This window comes from Streptomyces sp. NPDC002156 (assembly GCF_053593675.1).
In genome coordinates this window covers 102,753-119,107 of the sequence record NZ_JBSFDA010000009.1, presented here as the reverse complement: position 1 = coordinate 119,107, position 16,355 = coordinate 102,753, and the positions used below count along the sequence as shown (strand labels likewise).

The 16,355-nt window shown below is 70.4% G+C and carries 13 protein-coding genes and 1 riboswitch; of the genes, 7 read left to right on the top strand and 6 right to left on the bottom strand.

The genetic code is table 11. The features are described 5' to 3' along the window. Nucleotides 1-91: 91 nt before the first annotated feature. The 4 genes from ACWCRB_RS06935 to ACWCRB_RS06920 form a co-directional block, all read right to left on the bottom strand. Nucleotides 92-787 (bottom strand): GntR family transcriptional regulator, encoded by a 696-nt coding sequence (locus ACWCRB_RS06935; protein WP_369029352.1) that lies wholly within the window; start codon nt 785-787, stop codon nt 92-94. Nucleotides 788-975: 188 nt separating this feature from the next. Next, nucleotides 976-1,770, bottom strand: a complete 795-nt coding sequence (locus tag ACWCRB_RS06930) for a M23 family metallopeptidase (RefSeq protein ID WP_450995022.1) — start codon at nt 1,768-1,770, stop codon at nt 976-978. Nucleotides 1,771-1,783: 13 nt separating this feature from the next. Continuing rightward, nucleotides 1,784-1,951: riboswitch (cyclic di-AMP (ydaO/yuaA leader) on the bottom strand. Nucleotides 1,952-2,166: 215 nt separating this feature from the next. Further along, entirely contained in the window at nt 2,167-3,555 is a 1,389-nt protein-coding gene (locus ACWCRB_RS06925; protein WP_450995021.1) for a M16 family metallopeptidase, read from the bottom strand. Next, nucleotides 3,552-4,946, bottom strand: a complete 1,395-nt coding sequence (locus ACWCRB_RS06920) for a M16 family metallopeptidase (RefSeq protein ID WP_450995020.1) — start codon at nt 4,944-4,946, stop codon at nt 3,552-3,554. Before ACWCRB_RS06920 ends, ACWCRB_RS06925 begins: the two co-directional genes overlap by 4 nt. 314 nt (nt 4,947-5,260) lie before the next feature. Here ACWCRB_RS06920 and ACWCRB_RS06915 point away from each other — a divergent pair, with 314 nt between their 5' ends. Next, a complete protein-coding gene (locus ACWCRB_RS06915) occupies nt 5,261-7,717 on the top strand; it encodes a DNA gyrase/topoisomerase IV subunit A (RefSeq protein WP_450995019.1) in 2,457 nt (818 codons plus the stop codon). A gap of 16 nt (nt 7,718-7,733) precedes the next feature. Here the strand turns inward: ACWCRB_RS06915 and ACWCRB_RS06910 are convergent, their stop codons facing one another. Further along, on the bottom strand, nt 7,734-8,831 hold the full coding sequence (locus tag ACWCRB_RS06910) for a CobW family GTP-binding protein (RefSeq protein WP_450995018.1): 1,098 nt from the start codon (nt 8,829-8,831) through the stop codon (nt 7,734-7,736). 320 nt (nt 8,832-9,151) lie between these two features. Between ACWCRB_RS06910 and ACWCRB_RS06905 the strand changes: the two genes are divergently transcribed. Beyond that, the gene (locus ACWCRB_RS06905; RefSeq protein ID WP_369029346.1) at nt 9,152-9,715 is read left to right on the top strand and encodes a DUF6082 family protein; all 564 of its coding nucleotides are present in this window, start codon (nt 9,152-9,154) and stop codon (nt 9,713-9,715) included. Nucleotides 9,716-9,939: 224 nt separating this feature from the next. Further along, complete coding sequence (locus ACWCRB_RS06900) at nt 9,940-10,179, top strand: hypothetical protein (RefSeq protein WP_235474378.1); 240 nt, start codon at nt 9,940-9,942, stop codon at nt 10,177-10,179. Between the two features lie 56 nt (nt 10,180-10,235). Here the strand turns inward: ACWCRB_RS06900 and ACWCRB_RS06895 are convergent, their stop codons facing one another. Beyond that, entirely contained in the window at nt 10,236-11,411 is a 1,176-nt protein-coding gene (locus tag ACWCRB_RS06895; RefSeq protein ID WP_450995017.1) for a citrate synthase, read from the bottom strand. A gap of 98 nt (nt 11,412-11,509) precedes the next feature. Between ACWCRB_RS06895 and ACWCRB_RS06890 the strand changes: the two genes are divergently transcribed. From ACWCRB_RS06890 to ACWCRB_RS06875, 4 genes are all read left to right on the top strand, one after another. After that, a complete protein-coding gene (locus ACWCRB_RS06890; protein ID WP_450995016.1) occupies nt 11,510-12,766 on the top strand; it encodes a citrate synthase in 1,257 nt (418 codons plus the stop codon). 115 nt (nt 12,767-12,881) lie between these two features. After that, nucleotides 12,882-13,820 carry a sucrase ferredoxin gene (locus tag ACWCRB_RS06885; protein ID WP_450995015.1) on the top strand — a complete coding sequence of 313 codons (939 nt, stop codon included), beginning with the start codon at nt 12,882-12,884 and terminating at the stop codon, nt 13,818-13,820. Between the two features lie 120 nt (nt 13,821-13,940). Then, nucleotides 13,941-15,656 (top strand): ATP-binding protein, encoded by a 1,716-nt coding sequence (locus ACWCRB_RS06880; RefSeq protein WP_450995014.1) that lies wholly within the window; start codon nt 13,941-13,943, stop codon nt 15,654-15,656. Next, complete coding sequence (locus tag ACWCRB_RS06875; RefSeq protein ID WP_235474383.1) at nt 15,653-16,333, top strand: response regulator; 681 nt, start codon at nt 15,653-15,655, stop codon at nt 16,331-16,333. Before ACWCRB_RS06880 ends, ACWCRB_RS06875 begins: the two co-directional genes overlap by 4 nt. The last annotated feature ends 22 nt before the right edge of the window (nt 16,334-16,355 follow it).

The following is a 16,355-nucleotide window of genomic DNA, read 5'->3' as shown; positions in this document are numbered from 1 at the left end:
GGAATTCCGGGTGAGCCCTTCGCGTTTATCGTTTATGGGCAGCAGAAATAATCCCCCGCGAATTCCACCCTCTTTGTATACGGCGCCCGTGTTAATGACGCAGGCCCGTCATGTTTACGGGATGTTGCGAAGTCCTCACACGTTCCGGACGGTCTCCGCCGCCCGGAAAGCGCAGCCGGTGCGCGCCGGTCGCCCGCTCGGTGTGCAGCGCCGTGACGGCTCGCGCCCGCTCACTGTCGCCGCGTGCCACGGCGTCCACGATCGCCCCGTGCTCGGTCCAGGACTCGACGGGGTTGGCCGGGGCCTCCACCGCGTACATCCAGGCGATCTTGTGCCGGAGCTGGGTGAGCGTCGAGGTCAGGGCATGGCTTCCGGAGGCCTGGGCGAGCGTCTCGTGGAACCAGCCACCCAGGGAGCGCAGGTCCTCGCTGTTGCCCCTCCTGGCCCGCTCCTGCCCCAGCCTGACCAGGCCGCGCAGCACTTTCAGATGGGCCTCGGTGCGTCGCTGGGCGGCCCGGGAGGCACCCAGCGGCTCCAGGAGCATGCGCATCTCCAGCAGGTCGGAGGCCTCCTGCTCGGTCGGTTCCGCGACGCACGCGCCCGCGTGCCGCCGGGTCACCACGAAGCCCTCGGCCTCCAGGGTGCGCAGGGCCTCGCGGACGGGGACGCGCGAGACGCCGTACCGGCGCGCGAGCAGTTCCTCGGTGAGCCGGCTGCCGCGCTCGTAGACACCGGCGACGATGTCGTCCCGGATCGCCGTGCATACCGAGTGCGCCGGAATACGCATGTCCGACCTCCGCTTTAATCCCCGTGAAACGTCGACGATTGACGTGTGTTCAGTGACTCTATTGCAGAGAACCGGAATTTCCGACGGCGGGCCGGAATCCAGGGATATTTTTTGGACACAGGGCCGCCGGAAACGCCGAAAGCCCCGGCTCGGGGAGCCGGGGCGACGACAAGAGATGCGCGTGGCTGTCAGACGTTCACACCGTGCGAGCGGAGGTAGGCGACGGGGTCCATGTCCGAGCCGTACTCCGCGGTCGTGCGGGCCTCGAAGTGGAGGTGCGCACCGGTGACGTTGCCGGTGGCCCCGGAGAGACCTATCTGCTGGCCCGGGGTGACCGTCTGACCGACGGACACGTTGATGGACGACAGATGACCGTACTGAGTGTACGTACCATCAATCATCTTGATCACGATGTTGTTGCCGTAGGCGCCGCCCCAGCCCGCCTCGACGACGGTGCCGGAGCCCACCGAGTGGACGGTGGTGCCGGACGATGCGTGGAAGTCGATGCCGGTGTGGCTGCCGGAGGACCAGACGGCGCCGCCCGCCTTGTAGCCGGTCGAGATGTACGAGCCGGAGATCGGGGCGACGAAGGTGTTGAGGCGCTTGCGCTCGGCCTCGCGGGCGGCGCGGGCCTCCGTCTCGCGTGCCTCCTTGGCCCGCTCCTCCGCCTCCTTCTTCGCGGCGGCCAGGGCGCGTTTCTCGGCTGCGACGGCCCGCTTCTCGGCGGCGGCCTTCTCTGCGGCCTGCTCCTGGGCCGCGGCCTGCGCGTCGATCTGGTCGGCGAGCGTCTCGCCGATGGAGATCACCGGGGTGAGGCCGGTCTGCTCGACGGCGGACTCCCCGGCGAGCGCCGGGGCGGCGAGGGTGCCGACGACGCCGGTGGTGGCGAGGGCCGCGACTCCGGCCGCGCGGACGGTCGTACGGGTGACGAGACTGGGGCGGCTGGGACGACGGTGCTTCCCGGTGGCGCGGGTGAACGCCATGTAGTGGCTGGTCCTTTCCTTCCTTCTCGCCTACCGGGTTAGCTGACGGGTTCGGAGCAGGAAGGTCTCCTACGGACCCCCTCGCTGGGCGCGCGGGCGTCCGATTCACCCCAGGGACTGCACAGTGTGGGTCCCCGGCTCCCCTGGCTCGCGCCATGTGGGGACTCGGCGATGACTGTCCGGGTGCCGCGGCTGCGGCGTAGTGCGTGACGGACAGCCGGACCGACGCTAAGCCGCGTAACTTTCAATCAACAAACCGATCACGGGTTTTGTAGCGCATGCCACAGGTCAGACGGTCAACCTCTCCATCAATACGGGCAACTTGCCCATCAATATGGACAAGAGGGGCCCGGTGACGCTTCCGTCACCGGGCCCCTGTCGTGCATCACGGTGCCGCTACTCGGCGGGTACGACGCTCACTTCGCCGATGCCGAGGGCCCTGACGGGCTCCTCGATCGTCGCCGCGTCACCGACGAGGACCGTCACCAGCCGGTCCACCGGGAAGGCGTTCACGGCCGCCGCGGTGGCCTCCACGGTGCCGGTGGCGGCGAGCTGCCGGTACAGCGTGGCCTGGTAGTCGTCGGGCAGGTGCTGCTCGACCTGGTCGGCCAGCGTGCTCGCCACGGCCGCCGCCGTCTCGTACTTGAGCGGGGCGACACCCACCAGGTTCTGCACCGCGACATCGCGCTCGGCGTCGGTGAGCCCCTCGGCCGCGAGTGTGCGCAGCACCTTCCAGAGGTCCTCCAGGGCGGGACCGGTGTTCGGTGTGTCGACGGAGCCGCTGATGGCGAGCAGCGCGGCGCCCGTGCCGTCCGGGGCCGAGCGCAGGACCTGGCCGAACGCCCGCACACCGTAGGTGTAGCCCTTCTCCTCGCGCAGGACGCGGTCCAGGCGGGAGGTGAGGGTGCCGCCGAGGCAGTACGTGCCGAGGACCTGGGCGGCCCAGACACGGTCGTGCCGGTCGGCGCCGATGCGGCCGATGAGCAGCTGGGTCTGTACGGCGCCCGGGCGGTCCACGATGACGACGCGGCCGGTGTCGTCGGCGGTCACCGGCGGCACGGGCCGCGGCTGGGCCGTCGAGCCGGTCCAGGCCCCCAGGGTCTCGCCGAGCAGCGCGTCCAGGTCGACGCCGGTGAGGTCGCCGACGACCACGGCGGTGGCCGTGGCGGGGCGGACGTGCCTCTCGTAGAAGGCGCGTACGGCCGCGGAGTCGATCTTCGCGACCGTCTCCTCGGTGCCCTGGCGCGGCCGGGACATGCGCGAGGTCTCCGGGAACAGCTCCTTGTAGAGCTGCTTGGCGGAGCGGCGGGCCGGGTTGGCCGTCTCGTGCGGGATCTCGTCGAGCCGGTTGCGCACCAGCCGCTCGATCTCGCTGTCCGCGAACGCGGGTGCCCTGAGGGCGTCGGCCAGCAGGCCGAGCGCCTTGGGGAGCCGCGACACGGGGACTTCGAGGCTGAGGCGGACGCAGGGGTGGTCGGCGTGCGCGTCGAGGGTGGCGCCGCAGCGCTCCAGTTCGGCGGCGAACTCCTCGGCGGAGTGCTTGTCGGTGCCTTCGGAGAAGGCCCGGGCCATGATCGTGGCCACGCCGTCGAGACCGGCCGGCTCGGCCTCCAGAGGAGCGTCGACGAGCACCTCGACGGCGACGATCTGCTGGCCGGGGCGGTGGCAGCGCAGAACGGTCAGGCCGTTGTCGAGCGTGCCGCGTCCGGGGGCCGGGAAGGCCCAGGGCCTGGCTTCGCCCGCCTGGGGCTGGGGGTGGAACTTCATCGTGGTGAGCTCGGTCACTTGGCCGCCTCCTCGTCCTTGTCGCCGGCTTCGACCGTGGCCTCGGCCTCGGGGTCCTCGGGGGGATCCGCGTCCTCGGCGGTCTCTCCGGCGACCGGCTCGTAGACGAGCACCGCGCGGTTGTCGGGGCGCAGCCGGTCCTTGGCGGCCTGCTGGACCTCCTCGGCGGTCACCTCCAGTACGCGCTGGACGGCGGTCAGCGCGAGCTGCGGGTCGCCGAACAGCACGGCGAAGCGGCACAGTTCGTCGGCGCGGCCCGCGACCGTGCCGAGGCGGTCCAGCCACTCGCGCTCCAACTGGGCCTGGGCGCGCTCCATTTCCTCGGCCGTGGGGCCCTCGGCGGCGAACCGCGCGAGCTCCTCGTCGACGGCGGCCTCGATGACCGGCACCTCGACGTCCGCGGAGGTCTTCACGTCCAGCCAGCCCAGGGAGGGCGCTCCGGCCAGCCGCAGCAGGCCGAAGCCGGCCGCCACCGCCGTACGGTCCCGCCGTACGAGCCGGTTGTAGAGGCGGGAGGACTCGCCGCCGCCGAGGACGGTGAGCGCCAGGTCGGCCGCGTCGCACGCGCGCGTGCCGTCCTCCGGGAGGCGGTAGGCGGCCATCAACGCGCGCGCGGGGACCTCTTCGACGACGACCTCGCGCAGCTGCTCGCCGATGACGTCGGGGAGGGCGCCGGAGCGCGGCGCGGGCTTGCCGTCGTGCCCGGCGATGGAGCCGAAGTACTTCTCGACCCAGGCGAGCGTCTCCTCGGGGTCGATGTCCCCGACGACCGACAGGACGGCGTTGTTGGGCGCGTAGTACGTGCGGAAGAAGGCGCGGGCGTCCTCCAGGGTCGCCGCGTCCAGGTCCGCCATCGAGCCGATCGGCGTGTGGTGGTAGGGGTGGCCCTCCGGGTAGGCGAGGGCGGTCAGCTTCTCGAACGCCGTCCCGTAGGGGACGTTGTCGTAGCGCTGCCGGCGTTCGTTCTTGACGACGTCCCGCTGGTTCTCCATGGACTCGTCGTCGAGGGCCGCGAGCAGCGAGCCCATGCGGTCGGCCTCCAGCCAGAGGGCGAGCTCCAGCTGGTGGGTGGGCATGGTCTCGAAGTAGTTGGTGCGCTCGAAGCTGGTGGTGCCGTTGAGCGAGCCGCCCGCGCCCTGGACCAGTTCGAAGTGGCCGTTGCCCTTCACCTGGCCCGAGCCCTGGAACATCAGGTGCTCGAAAAGGTGAGCCAGGCCCGTACGGCCCTTGACTTCGTGGCGTGACCCGACGTCGTACCAGAGGCACACCGCCGCGACCGGGGTCAGGTGGTCCTCGGAGAGCACCACGCGCAGCCCGTTGGCGAGGCGGTGCTCTGTCGCTGTCAGGCCGCCGGAGCCTGCCTCGGCTGTGGCCGTGTGACCCATGGGCATGTACGTCCCTTCGATCGCGGATGCGGTTGTTGCAACCGCTGATTTCCTGCCGGTCCTGCCACTGTATGCAAGCGTGCGGAGTGCTGGCGAAGTTCCCGGCGGACGTACGCCGACAGCGAGATTCCGCAGCGTCGGGGCGGTACGTTTCAGCAACGGCGCCCACCGCCCAACACCGCCGCAGGGACGGGCCTTGGTCCGCGTTGTCAGTGCGGCAGTCCACAATGGTCCGCGTCAGATCCCGTTCACGTCCCAGCAAGACACCGACTCAAGCACCCCGTAAGCGAACGACCAGGAAACAGAAGGAGCCGGCAGCGATGGCCCGCCGCAGCACGAAGACCCCGCCGCCCGATGACTTCGAGGAGCGGATCCTCGACATCGACGTCGTCGACGAGATGCAGGGCTCCTTCCTCGAGTACGCGTACTCGGTCATCTACTCCCGAGCCCTCCCCGACGCCCGTGACGGCCTCAAACCCGTGCACCGTCGCATCGTCTACCAGATGAACGAGATGGGCCTGCGCCCCGACCGCGGCTATGTGAAGTGCGCCCGTGTCGTCGGCGAGGTCATGGGTAAGCTGCACCCGCACGGCGACTCGTCGATCTACGACGCCCTGGTGCGGCTCGCCCAGCCCTTCTCCATGCGTGTGCCGCTGGTCGACGGCCATGGCAACTTCGGTTCGCTGGGCAACGACGACCCGCCGGCCGCCATGCGGTACACCGAGGCCCGGATGGCCGACGCGACGTCCCTGATGACGGAGTCGATCGAAGAGGACACGGTCGACTTCGCGCCGAACTACGACGGCCAGGAGCAGGAACCGGTGGCGCTGCCCGCCGCCTTCCCGAACCTGCTGGTGAACGGCGCGTCGGGTATCGCGGTCGGTATGGCCACGAACATGCCGCCGCACAACCTGGGCGAGGTCATCTCGGCCGCCCGGCACCTGATCCGCTATCCGAACGCGGACCTCGACACCCTGATGCGGCACGTCCCGGGCCCCGACCTGCCCACCGGCGGCCGGATCGTCGGCCTCGCCGGCATCAGGGACGCGTACGAGACGGGCCGCGGCACGTTCAAGATCCGCGCCACGGTGTCGGTGGAGAACGTGACGCCGCGACGCATGGGCCTGGTCGTCACCGAACTGCCCTTCACCGTCGGCCCGGAGAAGGTGATCGCCAAGATCAAGGACCTGGTCGGCGCGAAGAAGCTCCAGGGCATCGCCGACGTCAAGGACCTCACCGACCGCAACCACGGCCTGCGTCTGGTCATCGAGATCAAGAACGGCTTCGTGCCGGAAGCCGTCCTGGAACAGCTCTACAAGCTGACGCCGATGGAGGAGTCCTTCGGCATCAACAACGTGGCGCTGGTGGACGGCCAGCCCCTAACGCTCGGCCTCAAGGAACTCCTGGAGGTCTATCTCGACCACCGCTTCGAGGTCGTGCGGCGGCGCTCGGAGTTCCGTCGCGGCAAGCGCCGCGACCGGCTGCACCTGGTCGAGGGCCTGCTCACCGCGCTGGTGGACATCGACGAGGTCATCCGGCTGATCCGCTCCAGCGACAACTCCGCACAGGCGAAGGAACGCCTGATGGAGCGCTTCGGCCTGTCCGAGATCCAGACGCAGTACATCCTGGACACCCCGCTGCGCCGGCTGACCCGGTTCGACCGCATCGAGCTGGAGTCCGAGAAGGACCGGCTGGCCGCCGAGATCGCGGAGCTGACCCGGATCCTGGAGTCGGACGCAGAACTCCGCAAGCTGGTCTCGACCGAACTGGCCTCGGTGGCCAAGAAGTTCGGCACCGACCGGCGTACGGTCCTGCTGGAGTCGGCCGGTGCCGCCACCGCCGCCGCGGTTCCGCTCCAGGTGGCCGACGACCCGTGCCGGGTGCTGCTGTCCTCGACGGACCTGCTGGCGCGTACGGCGAACGGCGAGCCGTTCCCGGCGGACGAGGACGGCCGACGGACGAAGCACGACCTGATCGTCTCCGCGGTCCCGGCGACGGCGCGGGGCGAGGTGGGCGCGGTGACGTCGGCCGGCCGCCTGCTGCGCATCAACGTCATCGACCTGCCCCAGCTCCCCGACACGATGTCGGCGCCCAACCTCTCGGGCGGCGCCCCCCTGTCGGAGTTCCTCTCCCTGGAGGACGGCGAGAAGGTGGTCTGTCTGACGACGCTCGACGAGTCGTCCCCGGGCCTCGCGATCGGCACAGAACAGGGCGTCGTCAAGCGGGTGGTCCCCGACTATCCCTCCAACAAGGAGGAGTTGGAGGTCATCACGCTCAAGGAGGGCGACCGGATCGTCGGCGCCGCCGAGCTGCGTACGGGCGAGGAGGACCTGGTCTTCATCACGGACGACGCCCAGTTGCTGCGTTTCCAGGCCGCCCATGTCCGTCCCCAGGGCCGCCCGGCCGGCGGTATGGCCGGCATCAAGCTGACGGACGGCGCCAAGGTGATCTCGTTCACGGCGGTGGACCCGGCGGTGGACGCGGTCGTCTTCACGGTCGCGGGCTCGCGCGGCACGCTGGACGACTCGGTGCAGACGACGGCGAAGCTGACCCCGTTCGACCAGTACCCGCGCAAGGGCCGCGCCACCGGCGGTGTCCGCTGCCAGCGGTTCCTGAAGGGCGAGGACTGTCTGTCCGTGGCCTGGGCGGGCCCGGCACCGGCGCGCGCGTCCCAGAAGAACGGCATGCCGGCGGAACTCCCCGAGATGGACCCGCGCCGCGACGGCTCGGGCGTGTCGCTGCCGAAGACGGTGGGCGTGGTGACGGGCCCGCTGTAGACGGGCCCGGCGCAGGTCAGCCGATCTCTTCGGAGCCTTCCGGGCTCGACTCCTGTACGTATCTCAGGACGCCCCACATGCTGTGTTCGTCGGCATGTGGGGCGTCGTCCATACAGGCCTCCAACTCCTTGCCGAGGGCGGGCAGTCCGATGCCGGACCCGATGAGGACGAGCCGGCTGAGCCGGTCCTCGCCGTCGGCCCAGGGCTCGGGATAGAACCGCAGGAACGGCCCGACGGCGTGCACGGCGTACCGGTTGCGCGGGTCGTGCGGCCCGAAGTCGACGTACCCCTTGATGCGGTAGAGCCCTGCGGGCCGGCTGTCGAGAAACTCCATCAGCCGACGCGGGTCGAGAGGCGCCGAGGAGCTGAAGGAGAGACTGTCGTAGGCGGCGTGCAGATGCCCGGAGTGGCCCTGCTCCTCGTCCTCGCCGTCCTCCCCGTCCTCCCCGTGATCGTGCAGGTCGTCGAAGGACAGCTGCCCGATACGCTCCTCGGTGGGCCGGCAGTCGAAGAGGAACTCGGGGTCCACGCGCCCGTAGTCGGCGGGGACGACAGCGGCGCGGTCGACCAGCCCGCGGACGGTCCTCAAGACCCGCTCGCCGCCGTCGGCGACCTGGCCGACCTTGTTGACGACGACGAGATCGGCGAGGGCGAGATGGCGGTCGATCTCGGGATGCCTCGCCCGCGTGTCGTCGAACTCCACGGCGTCGACGACCTCGACGAGCCCTCCGTACACGACCCGGGGATTCTCACTGGCGAGCACCATGCGCACGAGTTCCTGCGGCTCGGCGAGTCCACTGGCCTCGATGACGATGACGTCGATCCGGGTCGAGGGTTGAGCGAGTCGATCAAGATAGACATCAAGTTCACTCGCATCAACGGCGCAGCACAGACACCCGTTCCCCAGGGAGACGGTGGAGTCCCCCAGGGCCCCCGCGACGGCCATGGCGTCGATCTCGATGGCCCCGAAGTCATTGACGAGGGCCCCGATACGGCTGCCACCGCTGCGGTGCAGGAGGTGGTTGAGGAGGGTGGTCTTGCCGGAGCCGAGGAAGCCGGCGAGAACGATGACGGGGATCTGGTGACTGCTCGGACCCGGACCCGGCTGACTCAATCTGCGACCTCTCTCACGCGGACGCGCACACCGGCTCACGGCCGCGCGCACGTACGGGGAACGAATGCCGCCCCAGGATACGAGCCGGAGGAATCGTCCCTGAGTGAACGATTGTTAGCAGCCGGGGCGGGGCACACGTCTGACATGGCGCCGGAGTGTGCGACCCTCGCTTCCTTCCGTGCGCCTCCTCTCCGCCTCCCCCGCCGATCAGAGCCGCTCGGCACTCTGGAGGCGGCAAGCGCCGCCCATCGCTCGCCGGTCCCCCTCCGTCGACCCGCATTCCGACGACCGGCGGACGGCCGCCTGATTCGGGGGTTGACATGACCATACGGAAGAGCGTGATGCGGGGACTCGGCCCTGCCCTGGCAGCGGGCCTCGGCCTGATGACGGGCGCCCTCGCCACCCTGGCCGCGCAACGTCACGAGCTCGACTCACTGCGCATGCGGCTCGAATCCCTGGAACAGGTGGCGCTCACGCAACGCCACACCAACCTGGCACACCAACAGCGCCTCCACTGGGAACTGCTGAGCAAGGCCATCGACAGTCCCGATCTGGCCGAGGTGCTCGACATCTTCGAAGTACCGGCTTCCCCGCAGAAACGGAAGCAGTACCTCTTCGCCAACGCCCTGTACACCAATGCCCTTTTCTACTACCGCATCGGCAACCTGAGTCGCGAGGAGTTCTTCGGGCACCTACGCGGCCACCTCCAGAACCCCGTATTCAGGGAGTACTGGTACGCCACGCGAGGGCAGCGGGCGACCATCCCGGACGATTCGGACGAGGCCGAGTTGGGGCACATGATCGACGACCTCCTGCGCCAACTGGAGGATGCGGACATCGACGAGTGGTGGGTGGTCGGCGATCCCCCGGGCTCCGACGAGTAGCGCACGCCAGAAATCACACCCACGGGCCATAACGAACGGGTCAAGTTCCCAGTTGTCCCAGGCGGCACTGGGGTTGACTCACACGTGATCGCGCAGGGCAACTCCACAAGACCGTCGCCCACGCCGCCGGATATCGACGCGCACGCCCCACAGGGCCGCCTTCGTCCCGCAGCAGTCGTGCGCAGACTTCTTTCCGCCCGCGAGACGTGAAAAGGAAATCAACAGTGAGCAAGATTGTCCGTCGGATCGGTGTGCCTCCTGTCGACCGGGGGAGTACAGGGGGCGGAAATTGCCCCGATATCTTCGAGTTGTCCGACGGAAGTTTCGCTGTCATCGGCACCGATGCCACCGAATCACTCGACCCCGACCTTCCTTCCGATGCGTCTCGCGCCGACTACGAAAGAATCGTAGTCATTACTCGCGAAACTCTTATTCGCGCCAAGGCCGACATTCCAGATCTCTGAGCACCGACCGGACGAGGTGACCCGGCCCGCTCGACGCGGCGCCGGGTCGCAGGCGTTCAGGCGACGGCCGGCACCGCCACCGGCGCCACAGGCCCCACATACCGCGCCGCCGGCCGAATGATCTTCGAGTCCTCCGCCTGTTCCAGGATGTTGGCGCTCCAGCCCACCACCCGAGCCGCCGCGAACGTCGGCGTGAACATCTCGCGTGGCAGACCGCACAGTTCCATGACCACGCCCGCGTAGAACTCGACGTTCGTGTGCAGTTCCCGGCCCGGCTTCAGTTCGGCCAGGATCGCCTCCACCCGCCGTTCGACCTCGACCGCCAGGTCCACCAGCGGGCCGCCGAACCGCTCGGCGATGCCCCGGAGCATGCGGGATCGGGGGTCCTCGGTGCGGTAGACCGGGTGGCCGAAGCCCATGATGCGGTCACCGACGAGGACCCGTTCGCGGATCCAGCCGTCGATGCGGTCCGCCGTGCCGATCGCGTCCAGGGTGTCCAGCGCACGGCTCGGGGCACCGCCGTGCAGCGGACCCGACAGGGCTCCCACCGCCCCCACCAGAGCCGCCGCCACATCCGCCCCGGTCGACGCGATGACCCTCGCCGTGAATGTTGATGCATTGAATCCGTGATCAATGGTTGAGATCAAGTATTGCTCGATCGCCCTGGCGTGCAACGGGTCCGGCTCCGACCCCGTCAACATGTACAAGTAGTTGGCCGCATACGGGAGGTCGATCCGGGGCTCCACCGGGTCGAGCCCCCGCCCCAGCCGATACAGCGCCGTCAGCACGGTCGGTACGGCTGCCGAGGCGACCAGGGCGTCCGCCCGCCGCTGCTCCGCGTCGATGTCGTACACGGGCCGGAAGCTCTTCGCCGCACCGAGCAGCGACAGCGCCGTACGCATTCCGGCCAGCGGTCCGGACCGGCCGCTCGCCGCCGCGATCGCGGGCAGCGCCGCCCGTACCTCGTCGGGCAGCCGCCGCAGCGCCGCGGTCTCGGCGGTGAAGGCGGCGAGGCGGTCCGCATCCGGCAGATCGCCGTGGACCAGGAGGTGCCAGACGTCCTCGAAGCCGCGGGTCTGCGCAAGTTCGACGGCGGAGTACTCGCGGTAGTGGTAAAAGCCCTCACGCCCCCGGACGTCACCAATTCGAGTGTCGGTGACGACGACGCCCGCGAGCCCTCGCGGTACGTCGACAGCAGTGGTCGCCGCTGCAGCGGCCTGATTGATCGGCATGTTTCCTCCCTGAACTTGATTCGACTGTCCATGATTGACTAAAACGATGTCAATATTGATTGAATCAATGCTCAATCCATACGGATACGGTGACCTTCATGCGCGATCAAGAACCCGCCCCCGACCCCTCCGGCCGGCGGCTGAGCACCAAGGAGACCGCCGAGCTGCTCGGCGTGAAGCCCGAGACCGTGTACGCGTACGTGAGCCGCGGTCAGCTCAGCAGCCGACGTGATCCCAGTGGCCGCGGCAGCACCTTCGACGCCAAGGAGGTGGAGGCGCTCGCCCGTCGCAACAAGCGGGAAAGCGCCGGGAGTTCGGGCTCCGGCGGTGAGCTGTCGGTACGGACCCGGCTCACCCTCATCGACAAGGACCGGTACTACTTCCGGGGCGTCGACGCCGCCGAACTGGCCTCGCGTCACTCCTACGAAGAGGTCGCCGAGTGGCTGTGGACCGGCACCCTGCGCCCCGGGGTCACCTTCACCGCCCCCAAGGCCTCCGTCGCCGCCGCCCGCCGCTCCGTCAACGCGCTGCCCGAGCACAGCGACCCGGTCGACCGGCTCCGCGTCGCCGCGATCGCCGCGGCGGCGGCCGACCCGCTCCGCTTCGACCTCTCCGCGGACACCGTCCTGGGCACCGCCCGCACCCTCATCCCCACCCTGGTCGCCGCCCTGCCGACACTCTCGCCGGGCCACCGCGACGAGGGCCCGCTGGCCCACCGCCTCTGGACCCGGCTCGCCTTCCGGGTCCCCGACGAAGCGTCACTGCGCACCCTGGACACGGCTCTCGGCCTGCTCGTCGACCACGACCTGGCCGCCTCGACCCTCGCCGTGCGCGTCGCCGCGTCCGCCCGCGCGCACCCCTACGCGGCCGTCTCGGCCGGCCTCGGCGTCCTCGAAGGCCCGCTCCACGGCGCCGCCAGCGGCCTGGCCCACAAGATGCTCCTGGCGGTGCTCGACGAGGGCGACGCGGCTCCCGTGGTCGCGGACGAACTGCGCGCGGGCCGCCGCGTCCCCGGGCTCGGCCACCGGCTCTACCCCGGCGAGGACCCACGCGCGCGTGCCCTCTTCACCCTCCTGGAGGAGATGCCCCAGGCCGAGCCCGCTCTTGCCGCCGCCCGCGACGTCGTGACCACCGCCGCCCGCCACACCCCGCTGCACGCCAACGTGGACCTCGCCCTGGCCGTGTTCACGGTCGCCTGCGGCATGGGCGCGTCGGCAGGCGAGACGATCTTCGCCGTGGCCCGTACGGCGGGCTGGATCGCGCACGCCCTGGAGGAGTACGACGAGCGCCCCCTGCGGATGCGCCCGTCCGGAACCTACGTGGGCGAGCGCCCTCCGCAACCGCTCCCGGAGTAGCCCGACCCCGCCCAAAGCCACCCCCAGCCACCGCCAACCACCCTCAACCGCCCTGAACCACCCATTCCGCGCGGCTGGAAGTCGTCCCATTCCAAGTCAGGTTAGGCTCACCTCTGTGAGTAGGTGCACGACCGTCTCCCGGGACCTCGACGAGCCCATCGCGGGAACCGCGGCGACCGCGAGGACGTGGCTGCTGCTGGAGCAGCCCGGCCCCTGGGGTGCCCAGGCGCTCACCATGAGCCACCTGGACCCCGCGCTCGGCCGCGCCCTGGAGCAGGCCGCCGAAGGCACCGGCGTACGGATCGCGCTGATCCGCCGCCCCGGCCGCCACGCCGACTTCGGGACGCCCGCCGTACGGCAGGTGTACGCGGCCCACACCACGCCCGGAAACGCCTGGCTGCACGGCGCCACGACCCGTACCCCCGAACAGCTGCTCGACCTCGACTTCGCCGCGCTCGGCACGGGTGACCCACGGTCCTTCGACGCCGCGCTCCAGGGGCGGCCGCACACCGGCGATCCTCTCGCGCTCGTCTGCACCAACGGCAAGCGCGACCGCTGCTGCGCGTTGCTCGGCCGTCCTCTCGCGGCCGAACTGGCCGCCTCCGGGGTCGAGGGCGCCTGGGAGGTCACGCACCTCGGCGGACATCGTTTCTCCCCGACGCTGCTCGTCCTGCCGTACGGCTACGCCTACGGCCGCGCCCAGGCGCCGCACGTCAAGGAGATCCTCCAGGGCGTGCGCGAAGGGCGGGTCGTCGTGGAGGGCTGCCGCGGCGGCTCCGCCTGGGAGCGGCCCGGACAAGCCGCGGAACTCGCCGTCCGCTCGGCGGCGCGCGAGGACACGGCGGACGCGCTGAGCGTCGTACGGACGGACGGCTCGGCCCCGCGCTGGGACGTGACCGTCGCGCACACGGACGGGCGCCAATGGAGCGTCGCGGTGGCCCAGAGCGCCTCCGCGCCGCCTCGTCCGGAGAGCTGCGGGTCGGCGCTGGGTTCGCCGGCGCGGATGGATGTGGTGTCGGTGCGCGAACTGGAGCCGACGGCTCCCACACGCTGATCGCGCAACGCGGAAGACAGCCGTCGTCCACCCGTCAAGCACCCCGTACACGTATTGATCAAGGGATCCACGTCACACCCCACTACGGCACAGCCCACTCATCCCCGTACCTTCATGGGTATGAGCCCCACTCCCCCCGTACGCCGCCTGCGCCTCGGTCTGCCGCGGCGGATGTTCTCGCAGGTGCTGCTGATGCAGGTGGCGATCGCCGCGGGAGTCGCGGTGCTCGCGACCGGGCTGTTCCTCGCACCGCTCAGTGATCAGCTGGACGACCAGGCGATGCGCCGGGCGCTGGCGATCGCGCAGACCACCGCCGCCCAGCCGCAGATCGCCGAGGATCTCCAAGGCAGCAAGCCGTCGGTCGACGGACCGGTGCAGATCGACGCGGAACGGATCCGGAAAGCCAGCGGGGCCGAGTACGTCGTGGTGATGGACATGCGGGGCGTGCGCTGGTCGCACACGGACCCGGCGGAGATCGGCAAGGTCGTCTCCACCGACCCCCGCGAGGCCCTGGCCGGCAAGGAGGTCATGGAGATCGACAGCGGCACTCTGGGCCGCTCCGCCCGGGGCAAGGTGCCACTGCGCGACACCGACGGCAGGATCGTCGGGGCGGTCTCGGTCGGCATCGAGTACGACAGTGTGCGCGCCCGGCTGATCCACGCGATCCCGGGACTGTTCGCCTACGCGGGCGGCGCCATGGCCGTGGGCGCCCTGGCCGCCTGGGTGATCTCCCGGAGGGTGCACCGGCAGACCCGGGACCTGGCCTTCTCGGACATCGCGGCGCTGCTCGCGGAACGCGAGGCCGTACTGCACGGCATCCGCGAGGGTGTCGTCGCCCTGGACCGCGCGGGCCGCGTCCGGCTCCTCAACGACGAGGCCCAGCGCCTGCTGGGCATCGGCGAGGAGGCCGTCGGCCGATCCCTGGACGAGGCGCTCGGCGCCGGACGTACGACCGATGTGCTGGCCGGCCGGGTGACCGGTACCGACCTGCTCACCGTGCGCGGTCAGCGGGTCCTGGTCGCCAACCGCATGCCCACCGACGACGGGGGCGCCGTCGCCACCCTGCGCGACCGCACCGAACTGGAGCAGCTCGGCCGCGAACTCGACTCCACGCACGGTCTGCTCGATGCCCTGCGCGCCCAGGACCACGAGCACGCCAACCGCATGCACACCCTGCTGGGGCTGCTCGAACTGGAGATGTACGAAGACGCCGTGGAGTTCGTCGGTGAGGTCGTCGGCGACCACCGGGCCACCGCGGAGCAGGTCGCCGAGAAGATCCGCGATCCGCTGCTCGCCGCACTGCTGGTCGGCAAGGCCACCGTGGCGGCGGAGCGCGGTGTCGCCCTGTGGGTCTCGGACCGGACGCTGCTCCCGAACCGGCTGATCGACCCCAGGGAGCTGGTCACGATCGTCGGCAACCTGGTCGACAACGCGCTGGACGCCGTCGCCGGCACTCCGCACGCGCGCGTGGAGGTCGAACTGCGCGCGGAGGGCCGTACCGCGGTCCTCAGAGTGCGCGACACCGGCCCCGGAATCCCGGCGGAACAGCGCGAGTTGATCTTCACGGAGGGATGGTCCACGAAGAAGCCCCCGGCGCACGGCAAGCGCGGAATCGGGCTCCCTCTGGTGCGTCGGCTCGCGGAGCGACAGGGCGGCAGCGCGCGCGTGGCCGACGCCGAGGGCGGGGGCGCGGAGTTCACCGTCGTGCTGCCTGAGGCACTCGCGGAGCCGGACCCGGCGCCGGAACAGGTGCGGGTCCCGGGCACGGAACGGCCCCTGGAACCGGCCGCCAGCACGGCCACCACCGCCCCCGCCGCCGAGGAGGAGTCGAGATGATCGAGGTCCTGGTAGTGGACGACGACATCCGGGTGGCGCGCGTCAACGCCGCCTATGTGGAGAAGGTGCCCGGTTTCCATGTCGCGGGAGAGGCGCACAGCGCGGCCGAGGCACTGCGGCAGCTGGAGGCGCTGCCGCAGCTGGACCTCGTCCTCATGGACCACTACCTGCCGGACGACACGGGCCTTTCGGTCGTCCAGGAGATGCGCCGGCGCGGTCACGAGACCGACGTGATCATGGTGACGGCGGCCCGTGACGTGTCGACCGTGCAGGCGGCGATGCGGCAGGGGGCGCTGCAGTATCTGGTCAAGCCGTTCGCCTTCGCGGGACTGCGCTCCAAGCTGGAGGCGTACGCGGAGCTGCGCCGCACCCTCGACGGCGGCGGCGAGGCCGAACAGGCCGAGGTGGACCGGATCTTCGGCGCCCTGTCCTCCGGCCCCGAGCCCGAACTGCCCAAAGGGCACTCCCCCACCACCGCGGAACTCGTGCGCCGCGCCCTGGTGAACGCCGAAGGCCCCCTGTCCGCCCAGGAGATCGCCGAACGGACAGGGGTGAGCCGCCAGACCGCCCAGCGCTATCTGAAGCTCCTGGAGCGCACGGGACGAGCCAGACTGACCCTCAAGTACGGCGACGCGGGCCGCCCCGAACACCGTTACGTGTGGGCGACCCGCCCCTGAGGAACCCGGAGGACCGACCGCG